The sequence below is a fragment of the Hymenobacter ginkgonis genome (assembly GCF_009755225.1).
In the GTDB taxonomy this organism is placed as follows: domain Bacteria; phylum Bacteroidota; class Bacteroidia; order Cytophagales; family Hymenobacteraceae; genus Hymenobacter; species Hymenobacter ginkgonis.
Genome location: NZ_WQKZ01000002.1, coordinates 701,773 through 722,809, shown reverse-complemented (window position 1 = coordinate 722,809; position 21,037 = coordinate 701,773). Strand labels below are relative to the sequence as shown.

21 protein-coding genes and 1 tRNA gene are annotated in these 21,037 nt (G+C 57.4%); 14 read left to right on the top strand and 8 right to left on the bottom strand.

Features of this window, described 5'->3' with window-relative positions:
* Positions 1 to 111: 111 nt before the first annotated feature.
* The 6 genes from GO988_RS08885 (at position 112) to GO988_RS08860 (ending at position 4,528) form a co-directional block, all read left to right on the top strand.
* On the top strand, positions 112 to 780 hold the full coding sequence (locus tag GO988_RS08885; protein WP_157564329.1) for a hypothetical protein: 669 nt from the start codon (positions 112 to 114) through the stop codon (positions 778 to 780).
* Between the two features lie 106 nt (positions 781 to 886).
* A complete protein-coding gene (locus GO988_RS08880; RefSeq protein ID WP_157564327.1) occupies positions 887 to 1,210 on the top strand; it encodes a hypothetical protein in 324 nt (107 codons plus the stop codon).
* Positions 1,211 to 1,337: 127 nt separating this feature from the next.
* The gene (locus GO988_RS08875) at positions 1,338 to 1,802 is read left to right on the top strand and encodes a hypothetical protein (protein WP_157564325.1); all 465 of its coding nucleotides are present in this window, start codon (positions 1,338 to 1,340) and stop codon (positions 1,800 to 1,802) included.
* 163 nt (positions 1,803 to 1,965) lie between these two features.
* Positions 1,966 to 2,496 carry a hypothetical protein gene (locus GO988_RS08870; RefSeq protein ID WP_157564323.1) on the top strand — a complete coding sequence of 177 codons (531 nt, stop codon included), beginning with the start codon at positions 1,966 to 1,968 and terminating at the stop codon, positions 2,494 to 2,496.
* Positions 2,493 to 3,977: a phage terminase large subunit gene (gene terL / locus GO988_RS08865; protein ID WP_157564321.1), complete on the top strand. Its 1,485-nt coding sequence runs from the start codon at positions 2,493 to 2,495 to the stop codon at positions 3,975 to 3,977. Before GO988_RS08870 ends, terL begins: the two co-directional genes overlap by 4 nt.
* Positions 3,974 to 4,528 (top strand): hypothetical protein, encoded by a 555-nt coding sequence (locus GO988_RS08860; RefSeq protein WP_157564319.1) that lies wholly within the window; start codon positions 3,974 to 3,976, stop codon positions 4,526 to 4,528. The genes terL and GO988_RS08860 overlap by 4 nt, the downstream gene beginning before the upstream one ends.
* Positions 4,529 to 4,554: 26 nt before the next feature.
* Here the strand turns inward: GO988_RS08860 and GO988_RS08855 are convergent, their stop codons facing one another.
* From GO988_RS08855 to GO988_RS08840, 4 genes are all read right to left on the bottom strand, one after another.
* The gene (locus GO988_RS08855) at positions 4,555 to 5,118 is read right to left on the bottom strand and encodes a hypothetical protein (protein ID WP_157564316.1); all 564 of its coding nucleotides are present in this window, start codon (positions 5,116 to 5,118) and stop codon (positions 4,555 to 4,557) included.
* Between the two features lie 347 nt (positions 5,119 to 5,465).
* Positions 5,466 to 5,660, bottom strand: coding sequence for a hypothetical protein (locus tag GO988_RS08850; protein ID WP_157564314.1), 195 nt, complete (start codon positions 5,658 to 5,660; stop codon positions 5,466 to 5,468).
* 31 nt (positions 5,661 to 5,691) lie between these two features.
* Positions 5,692 to 7,005, bottom strand: a complete 1,314-nt coding sequence (locus GO988_RS08845) for a hypothetical protein (protein WP_157564312.1) — start codon at positions 7,003 to 7,005, stop codon at positions 5,692 to 5,694.
* A 169-nt stretch (positions 7,006 to 7,174) separates the two neighbouring features.
* Positions 7,175 to 7,247 (bottom strand) — tRNA-Phe (locus tag GO988_RS08840).
* A gap of 173 nt (positions 7,248 to 7,420) precedes the next feature.
* Here GO988_RS08840 and GO988_RS08835 point away from each other — a divergent pair.
* The 5 genes from GO988_RS08835 to GO988_RS08815 all read left to right on the top strand — a co-directional run bounded on the left by GO988_RS08835 (position 7,421) and on the right by GO988_RS08815 (position 13,751).
* Entirely contained in the window at positions 7,421 to 8,812 is a 1,392-nt protein-coding gene (locus tag GO988_RS08835; RefSeq protein ID WP_157564310.1) for a (Fe-S)-binding protein, read from the top strand.
* A 31-nt stretch (positions 8,813 to 8,843) separates the two neighbouring features.
* On the top strand, positions 8,844 to 9,752 hold the full coding sequence (locus tag GO988_RS08830; protein WP_157564308.1) for a (Fe-S)-binding protein: 909 nt from the start codon (positions 8,844 to 8,846) through the stop codon (positions 9,750 to 9,752).
* A gap of 262 nt (positions 9,753 to 10,014) precedes the next feature.
* Entirely contained in the window at positions 10,015 to 10,503 is a 489-nt protein-coding gene (locus GO988_RS08825) for a hypothetical protein (protein WP_157564306.1), read from the top strand.
* 118 nt (positions 10,504 to 10,621) lie between these two features.
* Positions 10,622 to 12,544 (top strand): OmpA family protein, encoded by a 1,923-nt coding sequence (locus GO988_RS08820; RefSeq protein ID WP_157564304.1) that lies wholly within the window; start codon positions 10,622 to 10,624, stop codon positions 12,542 to 12,544.
* 121 nt (positions 12,545 to 12,665) lie between these two features.
* Positions 12,666 to 13,751 carry a DUF4476 domain-containing protein gene (locus GO988_RS08815; RefSeq protein WP_157564302.1) on the top strand — a complete coding sequence of 362 codons (1,086 nt, stop codon included), beginning with the start codon at positions 12,666 to 12,668 and terminating at the stop codon, positions 13,749 to 13,751.
* 84 nt (positions 13,752 to 13,835) lie between these two features.
* On the opposite strand, the gene GO988_RS08810 is transcribed toward GO988_RS08815, so the two are convergent.
* Positions 13,836 to 14,309 carry a DUF4293 domain-containing protein gene (locus GO988_RS08810; protein ID WP_157564300.1) on the bottom strand — a complete coding sequence of 158 codons (474 nt, stop codon included), beginning with the start codon at positions 14,307 to 14,309 and terminating at the stop codon, positions 13,836 to 13,838.
* A gap of 92 nt (positions 14,310 to 14,401) precedes the next feature.
* On the opposite strand from GO988_RS08810, the gene GO988_RS08805 reads away from it, so the two are divergent.
* Genes GO988_RS08805 through GO988_RS08795 form a run of 3 tightly spaced genes read left to right on the top strand, consistent with a single transcriptional unit; the run spans position 14,402 to position 17,619 of the window.
* Positions 14,402 to 15,604 (top strand): thiolase family protein, encoded by a 1,203-nt coding sequence (locus tag GO988_RS08805; protein ID WP_157564298.1) that lies wholly within the window; start codon positions 14,402 to 14,404, stop codon positions 15,602 to 15,604.
* Between the two features lie 31 nt (positions 15,605 to 15,635).
* Complete coding sequence (gene kynU / locus GO988_RS08800; RefSeq protein ID WP_157564296.1) at positions 15,636 to 16,910, top strand: kynureninase; 1,275 nt, start codon at positions 15,636 to 15,638, stop codon at positions 16,908 to 16,910.
* A gap of 55 nt (positions 16,911 to 16,965) precedes the next feature.
* A complete protein-coding gene (locus tag GO988_RS08795; RefSeq protein WP_157564294.1) occupies positions 16,966 to 17,619 on the top strand; it encodes a hypothetical protein in 654 nt (217 codons plus the stop codon).
* Positions 17,620 to 17,707: 88 nt separating this feature from the next.
* Here the strand turns inward: GO988_RS08795 and GO988_RS08790 are convergent, their stop codons facing one another.
* The 3 genes from GO988_RS08790 to GO988_RS08780 all read right to left on the bottom strand — a co-directional run bounded on the left by GO988_RS08790 (position 17,708) and on the right by GO988_RS08780 (position 21,032).
* A complete protein-coding gene (locus tag GO988_RS08790) occupies positions 17,708 to 18,370 on the bottom strand; it encodes a phosphatidylserine decarboxylase family protein (RefSeq protein ID WP_157564292.1) in 663 nt (220 codons plus the stop codon).
* Positions 18,371 to 18,601: 231 nt separating this feature from the next.
* Positions 18,602 to 19,891, bottom strand: coding sequence for a Glu/Leu/Phe/Val family dehydrogenase (locus tag GO988_RS08785; protein WP_157564290.1), 1,290 nt, complete (start codon positions 19,889 to 19,891; stop codon positions 18,602 to 18,604).
* A gap of 154 nt (positions 19,892 to 20,045) precedes the next feature.
* A complete protein-coding gene (locus GO988_RS08780) occupies positions 20,046 to 21,032 on the bottom strand; it encodes a phosphatidate cytidylyltransferase (protein ID WP_157564288.1) in 987 nt (328 codons plus the stop codon).
* Positions 21,033 to 21,037 lie beyond the last annotated feature (5 nt).

The following is a 21,037-nucleotide window of genomic DNA, read 5'->3' as shown; positions in this document are numbered from 1 at the left end:
AACAACCCCTTATAAGGGGGTTGCACTATTGCACATTGCACACGGCCGCACATTTAAAAAGCCAGCAATTGCCAACCTACTTTTTCACCCTTTTTTCCTAATCCCAATCCCATGCTTACCCAAGCTGAAAACCAAGCCGCCCGCCGGGCTGCTACCGACTTCCTGACCGAGGCCACCGCTTACAAGGCCTTCCTCCAATCGCACGACCTACCCCTGTCGCTCGATACTACCAAGCTGCTCGACATCTACCGCGGCCGCCTGTTTGAGCAATTGCTAGCGGCTGACACTGGCCTACAGGCCCGCTACGACATGGCCCGCACCAAGGAGGGCAAGGAACGCATTCAGACCGACACCATGGCCGGCATCAGCCTCAAAGGCCACGAACTGCCTGAGCAGTTAGCCGAAGCCATGGCGGAGCTGGAGGTGGCCTATCAGACCGTGCCACAGTTAAACGATGTTCCCCACGTCGCATTGGGACAACTAGTTGGCTATGGCCTCGACTACGGCAGCTACCTCGACCGGTATACCATGAACTGGGAGGGTAAAGAGCATGCGCGCGCCCACTTTGAGCAGTTGGCCGCGACGCTGACGCAGTGGCGCGAACTGGTAGTACGCATGAACATTGCGCCCAGCTCACTCAATGAAGTGGTCGAGCGCATTATCAGCGTTTTCCCGCAGCAGCTCCCGACAAAGGGCCCAATTGCCATCGATGAAAAGAGACTCTACTCTCATCTGAGCTACAACCCGCAGCTGCTGGAGGTACTGCCCGACGCCGCTTAGTCGAGTCCGACACGCCGCCCGCCAGGCTGACGGGCGGCGCTGTCAGGTACCCAGTTAGCCACGACAATCAACCCCGTCAGTTCGTCAGCCTATCCATTTTCCGCCTATGCTTACCCCCGTCGCTGTCAACTCCCCCCGCCACCTCTCACCCGACGCCCCCGCCTGTCATCCGTGCCCTATGCTAGCCACGGTGCGCACACCCGTCAGCAGCCTCTTTCAGAACCGGTTTAACGCCTCTCACGTGCTGCGAGCAGCCCAGCGCTGTGCTGAGGTCGCGCAGGAGCGCCCCAGCTGGCCCCAGTCACGGGTCCGGGCAACTATCGCGCGGGAGCTGAACGTGTCTACCACGCAACTGCGCTACCTGCTACGCCAAGCCGCTGCAGGAGAGCAGCCGACCCCCGACGCTGACGCCCCGTCACTGGCGGCCTGACGGAGCCTCGTCAGCCTATCATAACCGGAATAGGTAATGTATTTTTTATAGAAAGCCACCTACCATTTGAACGTCGTTAAGTAGCGTGTACCTCCTTACCTTGCAGGCTCACCAACAACCCTTTGTTATGCTTGAACAACAGCAGTTAATGAGCCTTTTCGCGGCCCTGTCAGATGCTATTTCCGCTCACGAGAATGCAAGCGACCGCGTTAAAGGCACTGAACAACAGAAGCCCAAAAATGTAGATACTGCCAACTACATTGCCTACAAAGAATTAGAGGCAGCAAGCGCATGGCAAGCAAGGATGGACGCCGCTATTGCCGAGTTGACCGAGAAGGAGGTAGAATTAAGAGAGACCCAAGGGCAAGTGTTGGCTGCTTTACCCGAAGCCGTGAAGAGACGGATTGAGAAGAATATCCCGGTTATTATAGGTGAGGGTAATAAATTTTTGGGACTGTACCAGCGAGGTAAAGAGCTGGCTGTTTTAACCGACCAGCACGAGCAAACTTTGTACAGCAAAATATTTAGCTACTACCAACAGCCAGCCAGGGAGAGAGGCAGAATTCAGGGAATGATTGAGAACCTCTATTAGCACTTTGCGACAAAGCCCCGCGCCCACCTCGGCCGGGGCTTTTTTGTGCCCGTTACCCTGACCTGCGAGCCGTGGGCTACATCCCGTTACGCTTTTCGCAAGTCCGTTACGCTTTTGGCCCTGGCTGCTTGCAGCCCGTGAGCCCGTGTCGGGCTTTCGCCGCATGACACAGGAGACAAAAGGAGACACCCCTACGCGCACACACGCGGGGCTTCCACTGCCCACCTGGCAGGCGGGCTTCCTAGCTGCGCTGGCTACGTCGGGCAACATCAGCCAGGCCGCGCGCGCCGTGGGTCTGAGCCGCGGCCACGTCTACCGCGTGCGGGCCGATAACCCCGGCTTTGCCAGCGAGTGGGACGAGGCCGTAAAGGTGGCCACCGACGCGCTGGAGGAAGAGGCGCGTAAGCTGGCTACCGGCTACTACCGCAGCTACAAGTTTCATCAAAAGACCGGCGCGCCGCTGCGCTTTCCCGAAGGCCACCCGCAGCAGGGCCAGCCCTACTATGAAGTAGTGGTGCAGCCGGGCGTGCTGCATACGCTGCTCAAGGCCTACCGCCCCGAGCTATTCGGGGACAAACTGCGCCTCGACACGGGCAGCCAGCTGCCCCGTTATGACCTGACGCGCCTGAGCCCCGACGAGCTGGCGCTGCTGGAGCAGCTCACCGCCAAAGCTAGCCCTGCCCCGCAGCCATGAGCCACACCCTGCACGACGCGGCCGTGGCCGAGCAGTGCCGCCGCAGCTTCTACCGCTTCTTTCAAGAGTTTTGGGAAACCATCGAAGCCGTTGACTTGCAGTTGAACTGGCACATGGAATACCTGTGTGGCCAGCTGCAAGAGGTCTACGAGCTGTGGGCCGCCAAGCAGGCCCAGCCCAACATGCTCGTCAATGTGCCGCCGGGCACCAGCAAGAGCACGACCATCACGCAGCTCTTTCCCGCCTGGCTCTGGCTGCAGCAGCCCAGCATTCGCGTCATCAGCAGTAGCCACGCGGCCCCGCTGGCCATCAGCCACAGCGTCAAGACGCGCCTGTGCCTGCGCAGCCCCAAGTTTCAGCGCCTCTTTCCCGGCCACATCGAGTTTCAAGATGATCAGGACGGCAAGACCGACTACCGCACCACGGCCCTGGGCCAGCGCTACAGCACCAGCACGGGCACCGGTGGGGCCATCGGTAACCACGCCGACTTTATTCTCATTGATGACCCGCTCGACCCGCAGGCCGGCGCTACGGAGGCGGGCCTAAAGGCTGCCGAGGCGCACCTCAAGACCCTCACCACCCGCAAGACGGACAAGGCCCGCACCGTGACGATTCTGGTGATGCAGCGCCTGCACGAGCAGGACCCCGCGGGCCTGTGGCTGGCCAGTGGGCGGCCGCTGCGCCACATCTGCCTACCAGGTGAGCTGACGCGCGACGCCGCGGGCAAGCTGGGCCAGCAGGTGCGCCCCGCCTGGCTGCGCGAAGAGTACGAGGAGGGGCTGCTCGACCCGGTGCGCCTACCCCGCTCCGTGCTAGTCGACCTAGCCACGGCGCTGGGCTCTTACGGCTACGCCGGCCAGGTGCAGCAGTTGCCCGCCCCCGACGAGGGCGGCATTCTGAAAAAGGCGTGGTTCCGCTCGATGAGTTGGGGCACTTTCATGGAGACCGTGACGGGGGCTGACAAGGCCGTGTGGCACGGTGACGCCGATACAGCTTACACGGATAACCAGCAGAATGACCCCAGCGCGCTGCTCGTGAGCTGCTACCTGGGCCAGACGCTTTATGTGCGCTACGCGGGCGAAATGTGGCTGGAGCTACCCCAGCTCAAGAAGCGGCTGCCGCAGTTGTTGGCTGAGCACCGCGCCGCCACTGGTCAAAGCAAGCTCTACGTCGAGCCTAAGGCCAGTGGCAAAAGTGTGGTGCAGGAGCTGCGCAGCCTGACGCAGCTCAACGTCGTCGAGGCCCCCACGCCCGACGGCGACAAGCGCAGCCGCGTCAACACATCGGCCCCCTTTATCGAGGCCGGGCGCGTGGTGCTACTAGAAGGGGCCTGGAACGAGGCCCTGGTGAGCCAGGCAGCTAGCTTCCCCGCGGCCGCCCATGATGACATACTCGACTGCCTGACACAAGCTATCCGCCGGCATTCGGCACCCGTGCACCACGGTCCTGGTGTGTACCAAACATTCAAACCACTCACATGACGCTGACCTTGCAACATACCCCGCAGGCCTTCCCTTGGGGGTCTATGTACTACGCCCTCTACTCGCTTGTCGGTGATGAGCGCATTCTGGCCGACGTGACCGAGAGCGCCACCAATCGGTTTAATCTGCTCATGGCTGAGCTGGGCTACCACCTACACCCGCTCTGGCTCGACCAGACCGACACCTACCCCGCGCCGCCCGAGTGGTGGGCGAAGGTGCTCCAGTGGAATGCCAGCTCCCACGACCCTAGCAGCGAGCTAGCGCCGCCTGTCATGGCGTTGCTGCTGCACCTGCCTTCCCACGCGGTCGGGGTGAGCATCACGGCCAAGACAGGCCTGCCCGTCGTGGTGTTCGACCCGACCAAACCCGCGCAGCAGGACTTTGCCACGCTGGCCGACTTTGTGGCCTCGCCATACGGTCGGTGCACGCAGCTCTACGAGGTCAGCCTGGGCCAGGGGCTAGACTCTTTTACGCCCGTCTTTGGGCCAGGGCTGCTGGGCGTGCGGCCCACGGCACGGCTGGCGTGGGAGGCGACACGGCGAACGCAATAGGATAACCCCATACGGGCGCGACTGGTCTAGATATTTGCTCGCACCAATTTGTCAATGCGGGTGCTTAATAAATTTTTAAATGGCACCCCATCTGATTCTTTCCCATTTTCCATAACCCATAGGTATGTCAAATCAACAGGTACAGCCTGGTACTTCGACTCTCCTCCAATAGGTCTAGGTTCTTCGCCAGGAACGTAGCCTACTGCTCTTATACCATGACGCACGGCCTCCGTTGTCAGATTAGACTCCCAGTTGGCTAGTTTCAGCGCTACACTTCTCAGTCCATGAAAACCTAAAAGACTTATAAGGAGAAGGTTACCCCTTTGCTTAGTATTGCCACCTAACAGTCGGAGTAGATAATGAATGCCATCTACGTTGTTCACAGGCCCGTCAAGCCGCAAAGTCAATCCTAATTCTTGAACAGTTGCATTCTTATTAAAATCTAGTACTGCCTCGCTTATTAGCGAGGGTATAGCCGCGTACTCTTTCTGCGCACGAGCCTCTATTTCTGGTTGTGCTACTTCTTTCTCGACCTGCACTTTACGCGCCTCGGCCAAACTTTTTAAGTAAGACTCAGTGTTTGGATTCACGTTTTCTGGCTATTTAGTGTTTAACAGCAGCAAGATAACAGGAACGCCTCAACCTAAGCTGCCGCTATCATAGAGCTAGTGCGGCAGGCGTAGAGCCGAGTAGTAAGGCAGGTGGCCAAGCACTCCGCCAGCCAGTGAGCAGCCTACTAGAGTGCTGGCTACAAATATGAAGGCGCTCTGCTCAGCGCCTACTATACCTCGACTGGCTGAGCAAGAGCCACCTAGGCCACGGCTGAGACCTGCAAGGTAGCCACAGGCACGGTGTGTGGGGCGCTGCGTCTTATGGAGAATCAGGTGAGTTCATGAGCAAAGAAAAGCCCCGCTGGCGTGCGCTCGCGGGGCTTTTGTTATTTGTCTGCTTGCATATCAGATACCTCTTTTTCCGTGGCAAGACGAAGGGCAATTTCAGCAAAAGTCATTGATTCATGTCTATTACCATTCCACCGTTCGCATTCCCAATAATCGGAATTAAAACCAGTCTGCCCTGTTATAATATAAACAGGACCGCCTGTTTTATGCACTACATAATCACCTGGCTTCATATCAATGCTTATTTAAAAGGATACAATGAATTTATTGCGGTGCAGTAATAGCTAAAAAAGCAATGAATCTCAAATGCTCTATGGCATCAAATCCCTCTCCAGCAATTACTTCTTCAGCACCACCCATCAATTTGAACAACTCATAGAATGAGGTTATATGCTGCTCAAGACTAGTATATATTTGATTCCTATTAGTTTTGGAGATTGTTCTATCATTCTTAAGCTTCTCCCTGAACCTAAACAGAATCTTTTTAGGGTCTTTTGTAGATATAGCAGCTATATCCTTATACAAGTCATCGCGAACAGTCTTTAGGTTCTCTGCCAAGTTCATGGCTTGCATTGCAGTCTTAGGTCTGTCCTTATGTGAGATAGAGACAATAGAAGTTCGAACACGTTTCGGGCTCTGCATGTGCACCGTTACTTCTTCCTTATCTTTTTCGTCAGCTATAATGCTGCACAGGCCGTTTATTTTTACTGCCCCTCTAGTAATCTCGCTGTTAGATAGCTCTAGCATGAATTTAGCTAGTCCAATTTTAGGTATCTGAAGCCCTCCATCCTCTTCAAATACAGTATTGATGTAGGATTCATTATAGTCGAAGGATTTAACAGAGTAGGCCAAATTGCCGTCTGAATCTTTCATCAATTTGTGCAATGAAATCAAAGCAATGAACACTGAAACGCCGATGTTATAATCTTTATAAACATCTGTTATTAGCGCCCTAAAATAGTATTGCCCATCAGTTTCGTCTCGAAGCAACCGATACCATTTTGTATGCTTTTTTAATTCACGCGCTTCATCGCGATGAGCTTCCTCTATAAGCTGAAGATTCTTCAGTACTAAATCTCTAAGGCTTTTGGTAGCGAGGTCGCCCGCATACCTATTCATGCCGTACAAGCTTTCAAGTAGAGAGGCCTGTGCCGAATATCTTGGCACCGCTTTGATTACAGCGCCGTGTATTTCTGCCTGTTTCTCTTCGCTGACGATGTGAGGAAACGTAATTTGACGCCGTTCATCGAAATGAACTTCTAATACATCATCAGTATCGCTTTCTTGGTCTAAATGCCTAAATTTCAAACCTTCATAATCTGACTTCACATCAAACTTGATGTACTTATTGCTTTCAGAATCGACCTTATCGACCAGTATTGTTGCTCCTGGAATTTTGATGTAGTCGTCCTTAATTTCTTCGACGTTCAATGCACTATATAGCTCATCGTAATACTTACTCCCTGTGATTAGTTTAAGGACATCACTGACAAGTATTCCATCGTCTCCTGAAGGTATAGCGTTGATTTTGTGGGTGGGGAACTTGCTCATTTTGGAAGCGTAGAAAGTTTGGTTCATAGCTGAGGAAGTACCACCTTGGTCCTACGACATCACTGTATCATAATGCTGAAGCTCCTCAATATGAAACAAAAGTGAAGTAACCTGCTCTATCTCACAAGCTTTGTACCCCAAACCGTCCCCTTGGAACACAAAAAAGCCCCTAGCATTACACTAGAGGCTTTTTTTGTGGCAACAGTTGGAATCGAACCAACGACACCAGCATTTTCAGTGCTGTGCTCTACCAACTGAGCTATGTTGCCGTTTTCACCCGTACCGCTGAGCGGCTTGGGAGCGCAAAGGTACGAGAAGACGCATACGGTGCAAGTTTTTGGGCAAAAAAATTTCAATACTGCGGCAACCCCTTCGCCAAAGTAGTCGTCATGCCTACTAAATTGCGACTCCATCCCACCCAGCTAGCTTACCTTTACTCTCTATGTTGCAACCCATCCTATTCGCGCTGCTGCTGCTGGCAGCTTTCGGCCTGTTTGCCTGGCAGGTTCGGAAAATTCGGGCTAACATCCTCGTTGGCCGCGACCGTGATATGAGCGGCCACGCCGCCGAGCGCTTCAACAAGACATTGCTCGTAGCCTTTGGGCAGCAGAAAATGTTTAAGCGCCTCACGCCTGCTTTGCTGCATTTGGTGGTGTATGTGGGCTTCCTGGTTATCAATGTTGAGGTAATCGAAATCATCATCGACGGGTTGTTTGGCACGCACCGCTTCCTCAGCTTTTTGGGGCCCGTGTACGACGCCCTGATGGCGACCAATGAAGCCTTGGCCGCACTGGTCATCGTTGCCGTAGCGGCTTTTTGGTGGCGCCGCAACCACAACCCGCCCGTGCGCCGCTTCACTGGCCCCGAGCTGCGGATGTGGCCTAAGCTCGACGCCAATATCATTCTCTATATCGAAGTGGCGCTGATGGCCGCGTTGTTCTTCATGAACTCGGCTGACATCAAGCTGCACCAACTAGAGGGCAAGGATTTACCCGGTGTTTTCCCGGTCAGCCATTTCCTGGCCAACCTGCTACCAGCTAGCAGCGTGGGAACCCTTGAAGTGTTGGAACGAGCCGGCTGGTGGATTCATATTACTGGCATCCTACTGTTTCTCAACTACCTGCCGAGCTCCAAGCACTTCCACATCATCTTGGCGTTTCCGAACGTGTGGTATTCGCGCTTGGTGCCGCAGGGCCAGTTTTCCAATGTGGAGAGCATTACCCACGAGGTGAAGGCCATGATGGACCCCAGCTATGAGGTGCCTACCCCCCCGGTGGGCCCCGACGGTTCGGCGCTGGCCCCTACCCCCTTCGGCGCGAAGGACGTCGAAGACCTGCCCTGGACGGCGCTCATGAACGCCTACTCGTGCACAGAGTGCGGCCGCTGCACCTCGGTGTGCCCCGCCAACCTGACCGGCAAGCTGCTTTCGCCCCGCAAAATTATTATGGACACCCGCGACCGGGTGGAGGAAAAATATAATTCGCCGCTCATTTTCCACCCCAATGTATATGGGGAAGAAGCTAAGCACGAGCCCATTACTGACCTAGCCAATGCCACGCTGCTACGCGGCAAGGTGACGCCCGAAGAACTCTGGGCTTGTACCACCTGCAACGCCTGCGTCGAAAGCTGCCCGGTAAACATCAACCCGCTCGAAAGCATCATCGAAATGCGCCGCTTCTTGGTGCTGGAAGAGTCGGCGGCGCCTAACTCCTTGAACGTTATGTTCTCTAACATCGAGAACAATGGGGCACCCTGGGCTTTTTCGCCTTCCGACCGCCTAAACTGGGCCGACGAGCTGTACGTGGCCGAGAAAGCCGCAGCCGCAACCGTATAGTGCCGATTAACAAGCTTTAGCCTTCTATTATATGACGCCTACTTCCTCCCCTACCCCCACTGCTAAGCGCCAACTTACCGTGCCGACTGTTGCCGACTTGGCGGCGCAGGGCAAAGTACCCGAAATCTTGTTTTGGGTGGGCTGCGCTGGGGCTTTCGACGACCGCTACAAGCGCGTAACCCGCGCTTTTGCCCGCATTCTGGAGCACGTGGGCACCGACTATGCAGTGCTGGGCTTGGAGGAAAGCTGTACCGGCGACCCCGCCAAGCGCGCCGGCAACGAGTTTTTATTTCAGATGCAGGCCATGCAGAACATCACGACGATGAACGGTTACGGCATCAAAAAAATCGTGACGGCTTGCCCGCATTGCTTCAATACCATCAAGAACGAGTATCCGGCGCTGGGTGGTGAATACGAGGTTATTCACCACAGCACCTACTTGCAACAGCTTATTGATGAAGGCAAAGTAGGCATGACGGGGGGCGAGAGCTTTAAGGGCCGCCGCATTACGTTCCACGACTCGTGCTACCTGGGCCGCGCCAACAACATCTACGAGGCCCCACGCGACGTGCTCGCGGCCCTCGATGCCGACTTGGTAGAGATGAAACGCAGCCGCGCCAACGGCCTCTGCTGCGGCGCCGGCGGTGCCCAGATGTGGAAAGAGCCCGAGCCGGGCAAAAAGGACATCAACATCGAGCGCACCGAGGAAGCCCTCGCTACGCTCAGCGGTGCAGCGGCGGCCCTCGACAACCTGCGCGGCGTCGAAACTGAGCGTAGCGCGCCCAGTGAACACAGCCTGCAAGGTGCCATCATTGCCGTTAGCTGCCCATTCTGCATGACGATGATGAGCGACGGTGTTAAAAACAAGGAGCAGGAAAGCGCCGTGCAGGTATTCGACCTGGCCGAGTTAGTGGCTAGTGCTGAAGGCATTAACGCCTAGCCCCACAGATTTAACCGGATAAGGCGGATTGCGCTGATTCGACCGGCGCCACCTGGGCTGCACCGGGCAAGCGGGGGTAGGCGCTTGTTCGCGGCAGTCGAGGCAACATGCTGGCCGGTCGCCGCTTGCAAAAGTTGGTACTTTGCGGCAGAATGAAATTCGCTATTTCGCGGTTTAAAGCCCGGTAAGTGCTTACTGCCACCACCTAACCGCGTCAGTCGAGTCAGCGCAATCCGCACTATCTGTTTAACTCTGCGATTTTATGTACGTTGCTTTTGACCGCCTCCCCCCCCAGGCCCGCATCTGGGTGTACCAGGCCGCTCGCCCGCTAGGGGAGGAAGAAATAATGCCCCTGCTGCCCCGCTTAGCGGCCTTTGCGGAGGAGTGGACCAGCCACGGCCGCCAACTGGCCGCGTCGGTGCAGTTTTTGCACCGGCAGTTTCTGGTAATTGGGCTGGACGAGGGGGTAGCCGATGCCAGTGGGTGCTCCATTGATGCCTCCGTGCGTTTTGTGCAAGAATTGGAACAACGGCTGGGGGTAGCGCTGTTGGAAAAGTCGCGCATGGCTTTCTTGGCCGATGGCGAGCTGCGGCTGCTGAATAGGGCCGAATTGCGCGCCGCCATCGCCGCTGGGCAGGTTACGGCCGATACTCCTTTTTTCAATAATACACTAGCTACCAAAGGCGAGCTAGACGAACGCTGGCCCGCTCCGGCCGGCCAAACCTGGCTATCCAGCTATTTCAAGCGCTAAGCCAGGGACTTTGGCTTTCGGCCGGCCTCAAAAGGTTGTATTATTGCCTAGTATTGTTTATCAAATTCCTAGAATCGCTCTTCCCGGCTGCATGGCATTCCCTTCCACCAACTCGCCAATGAAGAAATTTTCCCTTATCGCAGTGGCAGTTGGCTCAGCAGCTTTGCTGGGCGGCTGTGCTACTTCGGGCAAGATGAGCAAGGCCGATAAAAGCTTCGCTCGGGGTGAATACGAGCCGGCTATCAGCCAATACAAAGCCGATGTGGCAAAAGGCAAGGGCGCGGCCCTGGCTAATTTCCGCATTGGGGAGGCCTACCGCTTGTCTAACCGCCTCGAGCAGGCCGAGCCGTTTTATAAAGCGGCCCAAGCTGGCGGCCTACGTAACGCTGACCTGAACTATCGCTACGCCGAAGCGCTGAAAGCCAACGGCAAGTTTGACGAAGCCGCCACGCTATTCACTGCCTACGCCCAAAGCGGCACCAACCGTACGCTGGCGGCGCGGGCCGAGGCGGCCGCTAAGAGTGCTACTGCTAGCAAAGCGCTGGCGGCCAGCGCCGCGGGCTACGACGTGGCTCCGCTTGATGCGGTGAACTCGCCCAATTCGGACTTTTCGGCCACGCGCCTACCCGGCAGCGGCGAGCTAGTATTTGCTTCGGGGCGCGATGGCAAACCATACTTGGGCAACGGCGAGAAATTCACTTCGCTCTACGCTCAAAAATTTGATGACCCGACGGCCATGACGGGCGGCACCGCTCGCAAGCTGGAGCCAATTTTTAATAACGCTAAAGAGCTGCAAGCCAGCGCCACGTACACGCCCGATGGCAAAACGATGGTGTTTGCCCGCTCGAACGATGGCTCGAAAAAGGGCTACCGCAGCGTCGATTTATGGATTTCGTACTACCGCAACGGCGCCTGGACCGAACCCATTCTGGCAAATATCAACGACCGCACGGCCGACGACTTTGCCCCGGTTTTTGCCCCTGATGGCACGACGTTGTATTTCACCTCGGCTCGCAAAGCGAGCTTGGGCGGCAACGACATCTTTAAAGCTACGCTGGGCCCAAATGGTCGCTTCTCACCGGCCGAAAACCTGGGCGAAACCGTGAACACGGTGGGCAACGACAACTTTCCCGGCGTAGCGCCTGATGGCACGCTCTACTTCTCGTCGGATGGCCACCCTGGCTACGGCAAGCTCGACATTTTCAAGTATCAGGGGGGTAGCGTTACCAATTTGGGGCCCGGCGTAAATACAGCGGGCGACGACTTCGCCCCCTATTTCACGGGGCCAGATACGGGCGTGTTCTCCTCAAACCGTGAAGGCGGCAAAGGCTCGGATGACTTGTACACGTTTCGCAAGAAGCCGCGCCGGCTGGTAGCTTTTTACGTGGACGGCACGGTGCTGGAGCACGACGAGAAAGCGGGCACTACTACCCCCGTACCGGGCGAGACGGTGACTATCACCAGCGGCAACGGGCAGAAGCGAGACGTGGTAGCGGGCCCCGAGGGCAAATTCACAGCTAAACTCGACTCAGCGCAAGCTTACGTGCTGTTTGCTGACCGCCCGGGCGACTTCTCGGCGCGCACTACGCTGAGCACCGTGGGTCGCTACCCCGACCAGGCTTCCCTCACCCAGCCGCAGAACGACATTCGGCTGCCTGTGACGCTTACCCTCAACAAGATTGTGGTGAACCGCGCCATTGAGGTGAAGGATATCTTCTACGATTACGACAAGTCTAATATCCGTCCCGATGCGGCTATCCGCCTCGACACGCTGGTGCAAACCTTGCAGGATAATCCTAAAATCAACATCGAACTGAGCTCGCACACCGACCAGCGCGGCAAAGATGCTTACAATTTGAAACTGAGCCAGCTGCGCGCCGAGGCGGCCGTGGCCTACATCGTGAGCAAGGGCATTGCCAAGGAGCGCATCACAGCGCGCGGCTATGGCGAAACCCGGCCCATTGTGACGGCTCCCAAGAACGAAGCCGACTACCAGCGCAACCGCCGCACCGAGTTTAAGGTGACGCGCATCAACAAGTAGCCTGCCTGATTAACCATCAAGAAAGCCTCTGCGATGCGGGGGCTTTTTTGTTGGCACGCAGTTTGAATTTGCGTTGTTGACTAAGCCGGTAAAACTTCTTGCTGCCTTCAGTTTGCAACCTATGAAAACGCTGTTTAAGTGGGCCGCCACCGCGGTGCTAGCCTGGGTAACAACGGCCGCCGCCGTAGCGGCCCCGCCCACTGCCATCACCATTTCGTCGGAGCGAGGCCAGCCATTTAGCCTGGTGCTTGATGGCCGCTTGCTGACGCGCCCCCTGGCGCGGCAGGTGCACCTAGACTGGCTGGCGCCCGGCCGGCACTGGGCCGATTTTAGCGTGCCAACGGCATACGGCCCGCCACTGCGCTTCCGCACGGCGGTGTGGCTAGAGCCTGGCTTAGCTACTAGCTATGTGTTGGTCATTCGGCCGCCTTATGGCCCGCAGTTGCAGCGTGTAGGCGCGGTGGCGCTGGGGCGGCCGGCTTATGGGCCCGGCGGCTATGGCTATCCTGGCGGTGCCTACCCTCCTCCGCCCGGTGGAGCCTACGGTGCCCCAAACCAAGGTGGGTATTATGACAACGGCCAGAACCCACCAATGGGTAACCAAGGCACTTACCCCGGCAATGGCCAGGTAGCGCCGGGTAATGGCCAGAATCCCTACCCCAACCATAACCAGCAGGCCCCTATAAATGGCCAGAACGGCTATCCTGATAACGGGCAAAATCCCATTCCCAATGGCCAAGGCAACTACCCCAATGGGGGGCAATACCCCAACGGCGCCTACCCCCCTCAAACTCCCAACAACCCTACTTACCCCCCAGCACCGGGCAACGGCGCCAATGGCTACCCCAACCAAAGTGGCGATTACCCCGCGCCGAACGATGGCTACGCGCCCAACCCGAACTCGCCAGCGGCGCTCAATCCGCTGTCGGCAGATGATTTGGATGACCTGGTGGAGACGTTGCGCCACCGCGCGTCCGACGATGACCGCCTGGATGTGGCGAAGCAGACCTTGGACCAAAGCAGCGTACGGGCCCAGGATTTGGCCGAGTTGCTGCGCACGCTTACGGCCGACGAAGCGCGTGTAGAGTTGGCCATATTTGGCTACGCGCACGTGACTGACCCGCAGAACTTTGGCCGTGTGTACGGGGCCTTGCAGTCGCAAGCCAGTGTGCAGCAGGTGCAGCAGGCCATCGGCAATCCGCAGTAATACGCCAATTAGTAAAAATTTAAAAAGCCCCGGCTACGAGTAGTAGCCGGGGCTTTTTAGCAATAGCCCACTCTGTTAGCCAGTCTACCGCAGGCGGTCGGCGCTGCGCACCAGCTGCTCATCGCGGCGAATGAAGCGGTTGGCTAGCAGGTTGAGCATCAAGCCGAGGGTAGGGAGGTAAAAAGCCGGCTGAAACTGGCCTTCGAGCTTGGGCGCAAGGGCCGCTTCGCCTTGGTTGGAAAAGTAGAAGGCGGCCCCAAACGTAGCCACCAACAGTAGCAAATTGAGCATGCCCAGTTTAAGCTGCGTGAAGCGGCGGCGAAACTGAAAAATCTCGTACGCAGCCACGGCTGCCGAGGCCAGCGCCAGCACGGCAATCAGCCACACGGGGGCATTGGTGTGCGGCGCAGGCATGTTGGCGGCATCAAAACCGAAGGCCGTCATGGTCAATTCTTGGTGCGTGAGACCGTCAAGCTTATGCCAGAGGGGTAGGGCTACTAAGCTCAGCATGCATAAAGCCAGCAGCAATAGAAAAACGCTTTGAATTCTTTGTATCATCTTTGCGGTTGTGAAAAAGCCCGCGCCAGTGCGCGTTGCCAGGCCAAAATTAGCCCTCAACCGGCGGAATCTCCGCCCCAACGATACTCGGAATGCCCAGTGCTTATATCGTGGATGCCGTACGCACCCCGATTGGAAAATTTGGCGGTGCGCTCAGCAGCGTTCGCCCCGACGACCTAGCGGCTCTCGTCCTCCGCGAACTCCTCCGCCGCAACCCCAACCTCGATAAAAACGCCGTTGAAGACGTTATTATGGGGGCCGCCAACCAGTCGGGTGAAGACAACCGCAACGTGGCCCGCATGGCCGCCTTGCTGGCTGGTTTGCCCGTAACGGTACCCGGCAGCACTGTTAATCGCTTGTGCGCCAGTGGCTTGCAAAGCATCATGGATGCCGCACGGGCTATTAAGGTGGGGGAAGGCGACGTGTACTTGGCCGGTGGCACCGAAAGCATGACCCGCGCGCCCTTCGTGATGGCCAAGTCGGAGACGGCTTACGCCCGCGATTTCACGGCGCACGATACCACGCTGGGTTGGCGCTTCGTGAACCAGCGCCTGGCCAAGATGCACTTTCCCTACACCATGGGCCACACGGCCGAGAATGTAGCCAAGCAGTTCAACGTCAGCCGCGAAGACCAGGACGCGTTTGCCTTCGAAAGCCAGCGCAAGTACCACCGCGCCGCCGAAAAAGGCCGCTTCCGCAAGGAAATTGTGCCAGTCTTTATTCACCAGCCGAAGGGCGACGCGGCCCTGTTCGATACCGACGAGCAGCCTCGGGTATCGACCCTCGAAAAATTGGCGACTCTCAAGCCAGCCTTCCAGCCCGAAGGCGGCACCGTAACGGCGGGCAATGCCGCCGGCATCAACGATGGCGCCTCGGCGGTGCTGTTGGTGAGCGACGACGCTTTGAGCCGCTACAACCTCAAGCCCATGGCGCGCGTGATTTCGTCGGCCGTGTCGGGCGTTGACCCGGCCATTATGGGCATGGGCCCGGTGCCTGCCATTCGCAAGGCGCTGGAGCGCGCTGGTCTCACGCTCGCCGATATGGACTTGATGGAGCTTAACGAGGCATTTGCTTCGCAGAGCATCGCCGTTATCCGCGAGCTGAATGCCGACATGAGTAAGGTGAACGTGAACGGGGGCTCTATTGCCCTGGGCCACCCGCTGGGGTCGAGCGGCGCCCGCATTGTGACTACGCTGGTGCACGAAATGCAGCGCCGCGACGGCGTGCGCTACGGCCTCGCCGCCATGTGTGTTGGCGTGGGCCAAGGCGTAGCCGTCGTGTTCGAAAAAATGTAAGCTGCGAAGCTGCCCTACCCCCCTCCCACCCATGACCTACGACCTCACCCCCGCTTTCGCCGCCGCTCAGGATGCGGCCGACCCCCTCGCGGCTACGCGGGCCGATTTCCACATTCCGCCGGGCCCCGACGGCCGGCCGACTGCTTATTTCTGCGGCAACTCTCTGGGATTGTTGCCAATAGCTGCGCGCGCGGCCGTCGAAGCCGAGTTTAAGTCGTGGGAAACGCAGGCGGTAGAAGGGCATTTTCATGGCGAGGCACCTTGGATGTTTTACCACAAAACCTTGGCCGAAGCTGAAGCCCGCATTGTAGGTGCCCGGCCGCTGGAAGTAGTAGTAATGAACACTTTGACGGTGAACCTGCACCTGTTGTTGGTGTCGTTTTACCGCCCTACCCCCACCCGCTACAAAGTGCTGATGGAAGGCGGCGCCTTTCCCTCGGACCAGTACGCGCTCGAAAGCCAGGCTCGCTTGCACGGCCTCGACCCCGACGAAGTAATCGTGGAGCTAGTGCCTCGCCCCGGCGAGCACACCTTGCGCACTGAGGATATTGAGGCCAAGATTGCGGAGCTTGGCGACTCGCTGGCTACCATCATTTTAGGTGGCATCAATTATTACACGGGGCAGGTGTTCGATATGGCGGCCATTACGCGGGCGGGCCACGCGGTAGGCGCGCTCGTGGGCTTCGACTTGGCCCACGCAGCCGGCAACATCGAACTGAAGCTACACGATTGGGACGTGGACTTTGCCTGCTGGTGCACTTATAAATACCTCAATTCGGGGCCGGGCGGTACCTCCGGCGCGTTTGTGCACGAGCGTTTTGCTAATCGCCCCGATTTGGTGCGGCTGGCCGGCTGGTGGGGCCAAGACCCCAAGGAGCGGTTCCAGATGAAAAAAGGCTTTCGCCCTACCCCCGGTGCCGACGGCTGGCAGGTGTCGTGCGGGCAGGTGCTGCCCATGGCCGTGCACAAGGCCAGCTTAGCGGTTTTTGAGGGGGTAGGCGGCCTGGCGCCGTTGCGTGCCAAGAGCGAAAAGCTAACGGGCTACCTCGAATTCTGGATAAAGTCGCTGGGCTTGCCAGCCAATCACCTCGAAATTATTACCCCCGCCGACCCCGCGCAGCGTGGCTGCCAGCTGTCGCTGCTGGTGCACGAGCGTGGACGCGAACTGTTCGATTTTTTAGCAGCCCAGGGCATTATTGGCGATTGGCGCGAGCCAAATGTTATTCGCCTGGCACCCGTGCCACTCTATAATTCGTTTGAGGATGTGCGCCGGGCGGGCGCGGCCTTACAAACTTTTTTTAAATAAAAAGGAGTTAAGAAAGGAGAGGCATTATTTTCTTCTTTCTAGCTCCTTCACCTCGATGGAAGACTACGCGGCCAAAATGGCCCTCAAGCCCGATGCAGCGCTACGCGAGTACGTGACTGGCTACGCCCAGTACCGCGAAGCGGCCGTGCTAGCGGCGCTCGACGAGCTGCGGCGACGGGGCCAGCCGGCCCCCGAGGAAGCCGCGCTGCGCCCTTCACTCGAAGCGGCCGTGCAGGAGCAAACCGAGGCGGCGAAGGTTGCCCAGTTGAGCGCCCCTGCCGCGCTTGAGCGCGACGATGCCAACCTACCCGAGTTGTATACGCCGGTAGCCATCATGTTATTTTCGGTGATGTTTTCGGTGGTAGCAGGGGCCGTGCTTTTGGCCCTGAACCTGCGCCAGCTTAAGCGCCAAGGAGCCGTGCTCAAGCTGGTGCTTTTGGTAGTGGCTTACCTGGCCTTGAAAACGCTGCTGTTCAAGTATTTGACCGAGCACTATAAAATCAGTGCGCTGCTACTTTCGGTACTCGACCTGCCACTTATCCTGACTTACGTGCTGTGGTTTTGGCCGCGCTACGTAAATACCACTCAGTTTCAGCCGCGCAGTTGGTTGCTACCCCTAGCTATTTGCGGCGGGCTGATGCTGCTACTGGGCTTAGCTGCTCGCTATGCGGTGCTGCACATGCCAGGGGCCGCGCAGATGATGCAGTAGCTAGTTTGAGCCCCTACCCTAAAACAAGCCGGCCGCGGGCGCTAGAATATTTCTAGCGCCCGCGGCCGGCTTGTTTTAGGTAGAGAGATTAAGCTTTAAATTGGCAAATAACCGTTTCGCCACCTTTCACTTTCTGGCCAAGTTCTACTTTGATTTCGGCATCGAGGGGCACGAAAATATCAACCCGCGAGCCGAACTTGATAAAGCCAAACTCCTCGCCCTGGCTTACTTCGTCGCCCTCATTGACGTACCACACGATGCGGCGGGCCATGGCGCCGGCAATCTGCCGGAAGAGTACTAGCGGACCGGCATCGCTTTCGACCACCACCGTAGTGCGTTCGTTTTGCGTGCTGCTTTTGGGGTGCCAAGCCACCAAATACTGGCCAGGATGGTACTTAAAGTAGCGCACAATGCCCGACACCGGGTTGCGGGTAATGTGCACGTTGATGGGCGACATAAACACGCTGATTTGCCGGCGGGCATCTTCAAAGTACTCAGGCTCATATACTTCCTCAATCACTACCACCTTGCCATCGGCCGGGGCTAGCAGCAAGTCCTCGTGCGTGAGCAAGCGCCGGAAGGGCGAGCGAAAAAACTGGAGTAGCGTAAGAAATACCACCACCGATACCCCCGCAAAAATGCGGTTAAACACCACATTAGGGGCGTTGTAGCGGCTCAGCAGCAGGTTGAGAGCCAGTAGTACCAGCAAGGTCACAAACAAAATGCGGCGGCCTTCTTTGTGTATCTTCATAAATCGCAGATTGACGCAGATGGAGCAGATTTCGCCGATTCCATCGGTAGCAAAGTTTCAACAAATAAATCTGTTTGCAAAGTCCTTAACAGGAGTAATTATGGCTTAAAAAGAAAGGGCGTAAGCTGATGAGCCTACGTCCTTTCTAAAAATTGAGACGGGTAGTAAAGCCAGAAATGTGCGTTCGTCTGAACTAACAAAATCTGCTTTATCTGCGTCAATCTGCGCTGCTTAGTAGCCGCCGCGGTATTTATACGTCTGAGCCACCTTATCGATGGCCACTACGTAGGCCGCAATGCGGAGCGAAATATTATATTTCTGGCTAACGGCATATACTTTCTCGAACGCTTCAGTCATGATACGGTCGGCGCGCTCGGTCACCATATCGAGGCTCCACTTGAAGCCCTGCTTGTTCTGCACCCATTCGAAATAGCTCACCGTTACCCCGCCCGAGTTGGCGAGGATGTCGGGCACTACCGAAATACCTTTTTCGTAGATAATAGGGTCAGCCGAGGCCGAGGTTGGGCCGTTGGCACCTTCCACAATCAGCTTGGCTCTAATGAAGGGCGCGTTTTGCTCGGTGATAACATCTTCCACGGCGGCGGGCACCAGCACGTCTACTTCAGAGGTCAGAAGCTTGGTAGGGTCCATTGGGTCGGCGCCCTCGAAGCCTTCGAGACGGCCGCCGTGGGCATTTTTATAGGCAATGGCCTCGTCGATGTTGATGCCGTTATCGTTCCAATAAGCCCCCGAAATATCCGAAACACCCTTGATTTTCAGGCCTTTGTCATGCATTAGCTTGGCCGTCCACGAGCCCACATTGCCGAAGCCCTGAATGGCCACCGAAGTTTCTTCGACCTTCATGCCCAGCTTGTTCATGGCAGCCAAGCACGACACCATTACCCCCCGTCCGGTGGCCTCGGTGCGGCCCAGCGAGCCGCCCATAACGAGCGGCTTACCCGTGACGACGGCAGAGGCCGTTTGGCCTACGGTCTTCGAAAATTCGTCCATTATCCAGGCCATTTCGCGAGGACCGGTGCCCATGTCGGGAGCCGGAATGTCGCGGTCGGGGCCGAATACATCCTTCATGCTCACGGTGTAAGCGCGAGTGAGGCGCTCTAGCTCGCCTACGCTCATAGTGGTAGGGTCGCAGATAATGCCACCTTTGGCCCCGCCATAGGGGATGTCTACCACGGCGCACTTCCAGGTCATCCAGGCGGCGAGGGCTTTCACCTCGTCGATGTTTACATTTTTATCGTAGCGAATACCGCCTTTGCTGGGGCCCAAGATGGTGTTGTGCACCACGCGGTAGCCCTCAAAAACGCGCACCTCGCCGTTGTCCATCGATACGGGCAAGCTCACGATTACTTGCTTGTCGGGCGCCTTCAGCACGGCGTAAGTAGAGTCGTCGAGCCCCAGGATTTCGGCCGCCACATTGAAGCGCGACATCATGGACTCAAGCGGGTTTTCGGTGTGGCCGACCTGCGGGGCTGGCTCTTTATACACAGTGGTGGTTGCCATGTGAGGGAGTAATGAAGTGAAGGGTGGGTGGGAAGAGAAGAATGACGCGCTTACGAAAACGCGCCGCAAAGGTACGACTTGCCCCGCCGCCCGGATGGCGAATACCTTCCCCAATCCGGCGAAAGCCGCCACCCTGCCCCCGCTCGCGGATGCCCTACCCCACCAAAATTTGCAACAGCGCCAGCACCGGTAGCACCAGCAAAAAAGCATCGAAGCGGTCGAGCAGCCCCCCGTGGCCAGGCAGGAAAGTACCCGAGTCTTTCACGCCCGCGCTGCGCTTGAGCATTGATTCGGCTAAGTCGCCGAGTGGCCCAAACACGGCCACTACCCCCGCTGCCACCAGCCGGTGGCTTAAAGGAATATCGGGCAGGAAATAGCCAGCCGCCCACCCAACGATAAGCGTGAGCGCCGCCCCGCCGGCCCAGCCTTCCCAGGTTTTGCCGGGCGAAATGCTGGGCGCCAGCTTGTGCTTACCAAAGTTTTTGCCGGCGAAGTAGGCGCCAGTATCGGCCGCCCACACGAAGAAAATGAGGCAGAACACGCGGCCTGGCTCGAAGTGACCAGAGCCAAACGCTATCAAGCTCAGCAAAGCCATTGGCAGGCTCACGTAGAGTAAGCCGGTAATGGTAGCGCCAATATTGAGAAAAGGATGGCCGCTATTGGGCCATAAGAGTACCTCACGCAACACTACCACCAGCAATACTAGCATAGCCCCGGCCAGCCAATTGACCGCCGAAAGCGCGCCAGTTGCCAGCAACAGCCATGCAGATGATTGCCCAGCCATAGACTGCGGAAGCGCAGCTAAAGGCGGGTATCCTGTAGCGCCTGCTGGCCAGCCAAAAAGCTTCGCGTAATGCCCGTACCCAACCGCGAGGTTGATAGTCAAGAAGATAAGCACCCCCACTGCAAGCCCAATCCAGAAGGCCGGTTTGTGCCCCCCGGCCCGCATTATCCGGTAAAATTCCTTCAATATCACGGCCTGCACGGCGGCGAAGAATACCGCGAACGAGATGGGCCCGCCGAAGGTGCAGCCCACGAGTAGCGCCGCCGCGAGGGCACCCCAAATCACGCGCAGGCGTAGGTTGCTGGGGCCTTTGGGCTGGGCGTCGGCAGGGGGGGTAGGGGTCAGGTCAGGATTCAACAGTA

Excerpts from the sequence above, each read along its gene's own strand:
- GO988_RS08885 (WP_157564329.1), top strand. The coding sequence starts at position 112 with ATGCTTACCCAAGCTGAAAACCAAGCCGCCCGCCGGGCTGCTACCGAC.
- GO988_RS08880 (WP_157564327.1), top strand. The coding sequence starts at position 887 with ATGCTTACCCCCGTCGCTGTCAACTCCCCCCGCCACCTCTCACCCGAC.
- GO988_RS08875 (WP_157564325.1), top strand. The coding sequence starts at position 1,338 with ATGCTTGAACAACAGCAGTTAATGAGCCTTTTCGCGGCCCTGTCAGAT.
- GO988_RS08870 (WP_157564323.1), top strand. The coding sequence starts at position 1,966 with ATGACACAGGAGACAAAAGGAGACACCCCTACGCGCACACACGCGGGG.
- terL (WP_157564321.1), top strand. The coding sequence starts at position 2,493 with ATGAGCCACACCCTGCACGACGCGGCCGTGGCCGAGCAGTGCCGCCGC.
- GO988_RS08860 (WP_157564319.1), top strand. The coding sequence starts at position 3,974 with ATGACGCTGACCTTGCAACATACCCCGCAGGCCTTCCCTTGGGGGTCT.
- GO988_RS08850 (WP_157564314.1), bottom strand. The coding sequence starts at position 5,660 with ATGAAGCCAGGTGATTATGTAGTGCATAAAACAGGCGGTCCTGTTTAT.
- GO988_RS08845 (WP_157564312.1), bottom strand. The coding sequence starts at position 7,005 with ATGAACCAAACTTTCTACGCTTCCAAAATGAGCAAGTTCCCCACCCAC.
- GO988_RS08835 (WP_157564310.1), top strand. The coding sequence starts at position 7,421 with ATGTTGCAACCCATCCTATTCGCGCTGCTGCTGCTGGCAGCTTTCGGC.
- GO988_RS08830 (WP_157564308.1), top strand. The coding sequence starts at position 8,844 with ATGACGCCTACTTCCTCCCCTACCCCCACTGCTAAGCGCCAACTTACC.
- GO988_RS08825 (WP_157564306.1), top strand. The coding sequence starts at position 10,015 with ATGTACGTTGCTTTTGACCGCCTCCCCCCCCAGGCCCGCATCTGGGTG.
- GO988_RS08820 (WP_157564304.1), top strand. The coding sequence starts at position 10,622 with ATGAAGAAATTTTCCCTTATCGCAGTGGCAGTTGGCTCAGCAGCTTTG.
- GO988_RS08815 (WP_157564302.1), top strand. The coding sequence starts at position 12,666 with ATGAAAACGCTGTTTAAGTGGGCCGCCACCGCGGTGCTAGCCTGGGTA.
- GO988_RS08810 (WP_157564300.1), bottom strand. The coding sequence starts at position 14,309 with ATGATACAAAGAATTCAAAGCGTTTTTCTATTGCTGCTGGCTTTATGC.
- GO988_RS08805 (WP_157564298.1), top strand. The coding sequence starts at position 14,402 with ATGCCCAGTGCTTATATCGTGGATGCCGTACGCACCCCGATTGGAAAA.
- kynU (WP_157564296.1), top strand. The coding sequence starts at position 15,636 with ATGACCTACGACCTCACCCCCGCTTTCGCCGCCGCTCAGGATGCGGCC.
- GO988_RS08795 (WP_157564294.1), top strand. The coding sequence starts at position 16,966 with ATGGAAGACTACGCGGCCAAAATGGCCCTCAAGCCCGATGCAGCGCTA.
- GO988_RS08790 (WP_157564292.1), bottom strand. The coding sequence starts at position 18,370 with ATGAAGATACACAAAGAAGGCCGCCGCATTTTGTTTGTGACCTTGCTG.
- GO988_RS08785 (WP_157564290.1), bottom strand. The coding sequence starts at position 19,891 with ATGGCAACCACCACTGTGTATAAAGAGCCAGCCCCGCAGGTCGGCCAC.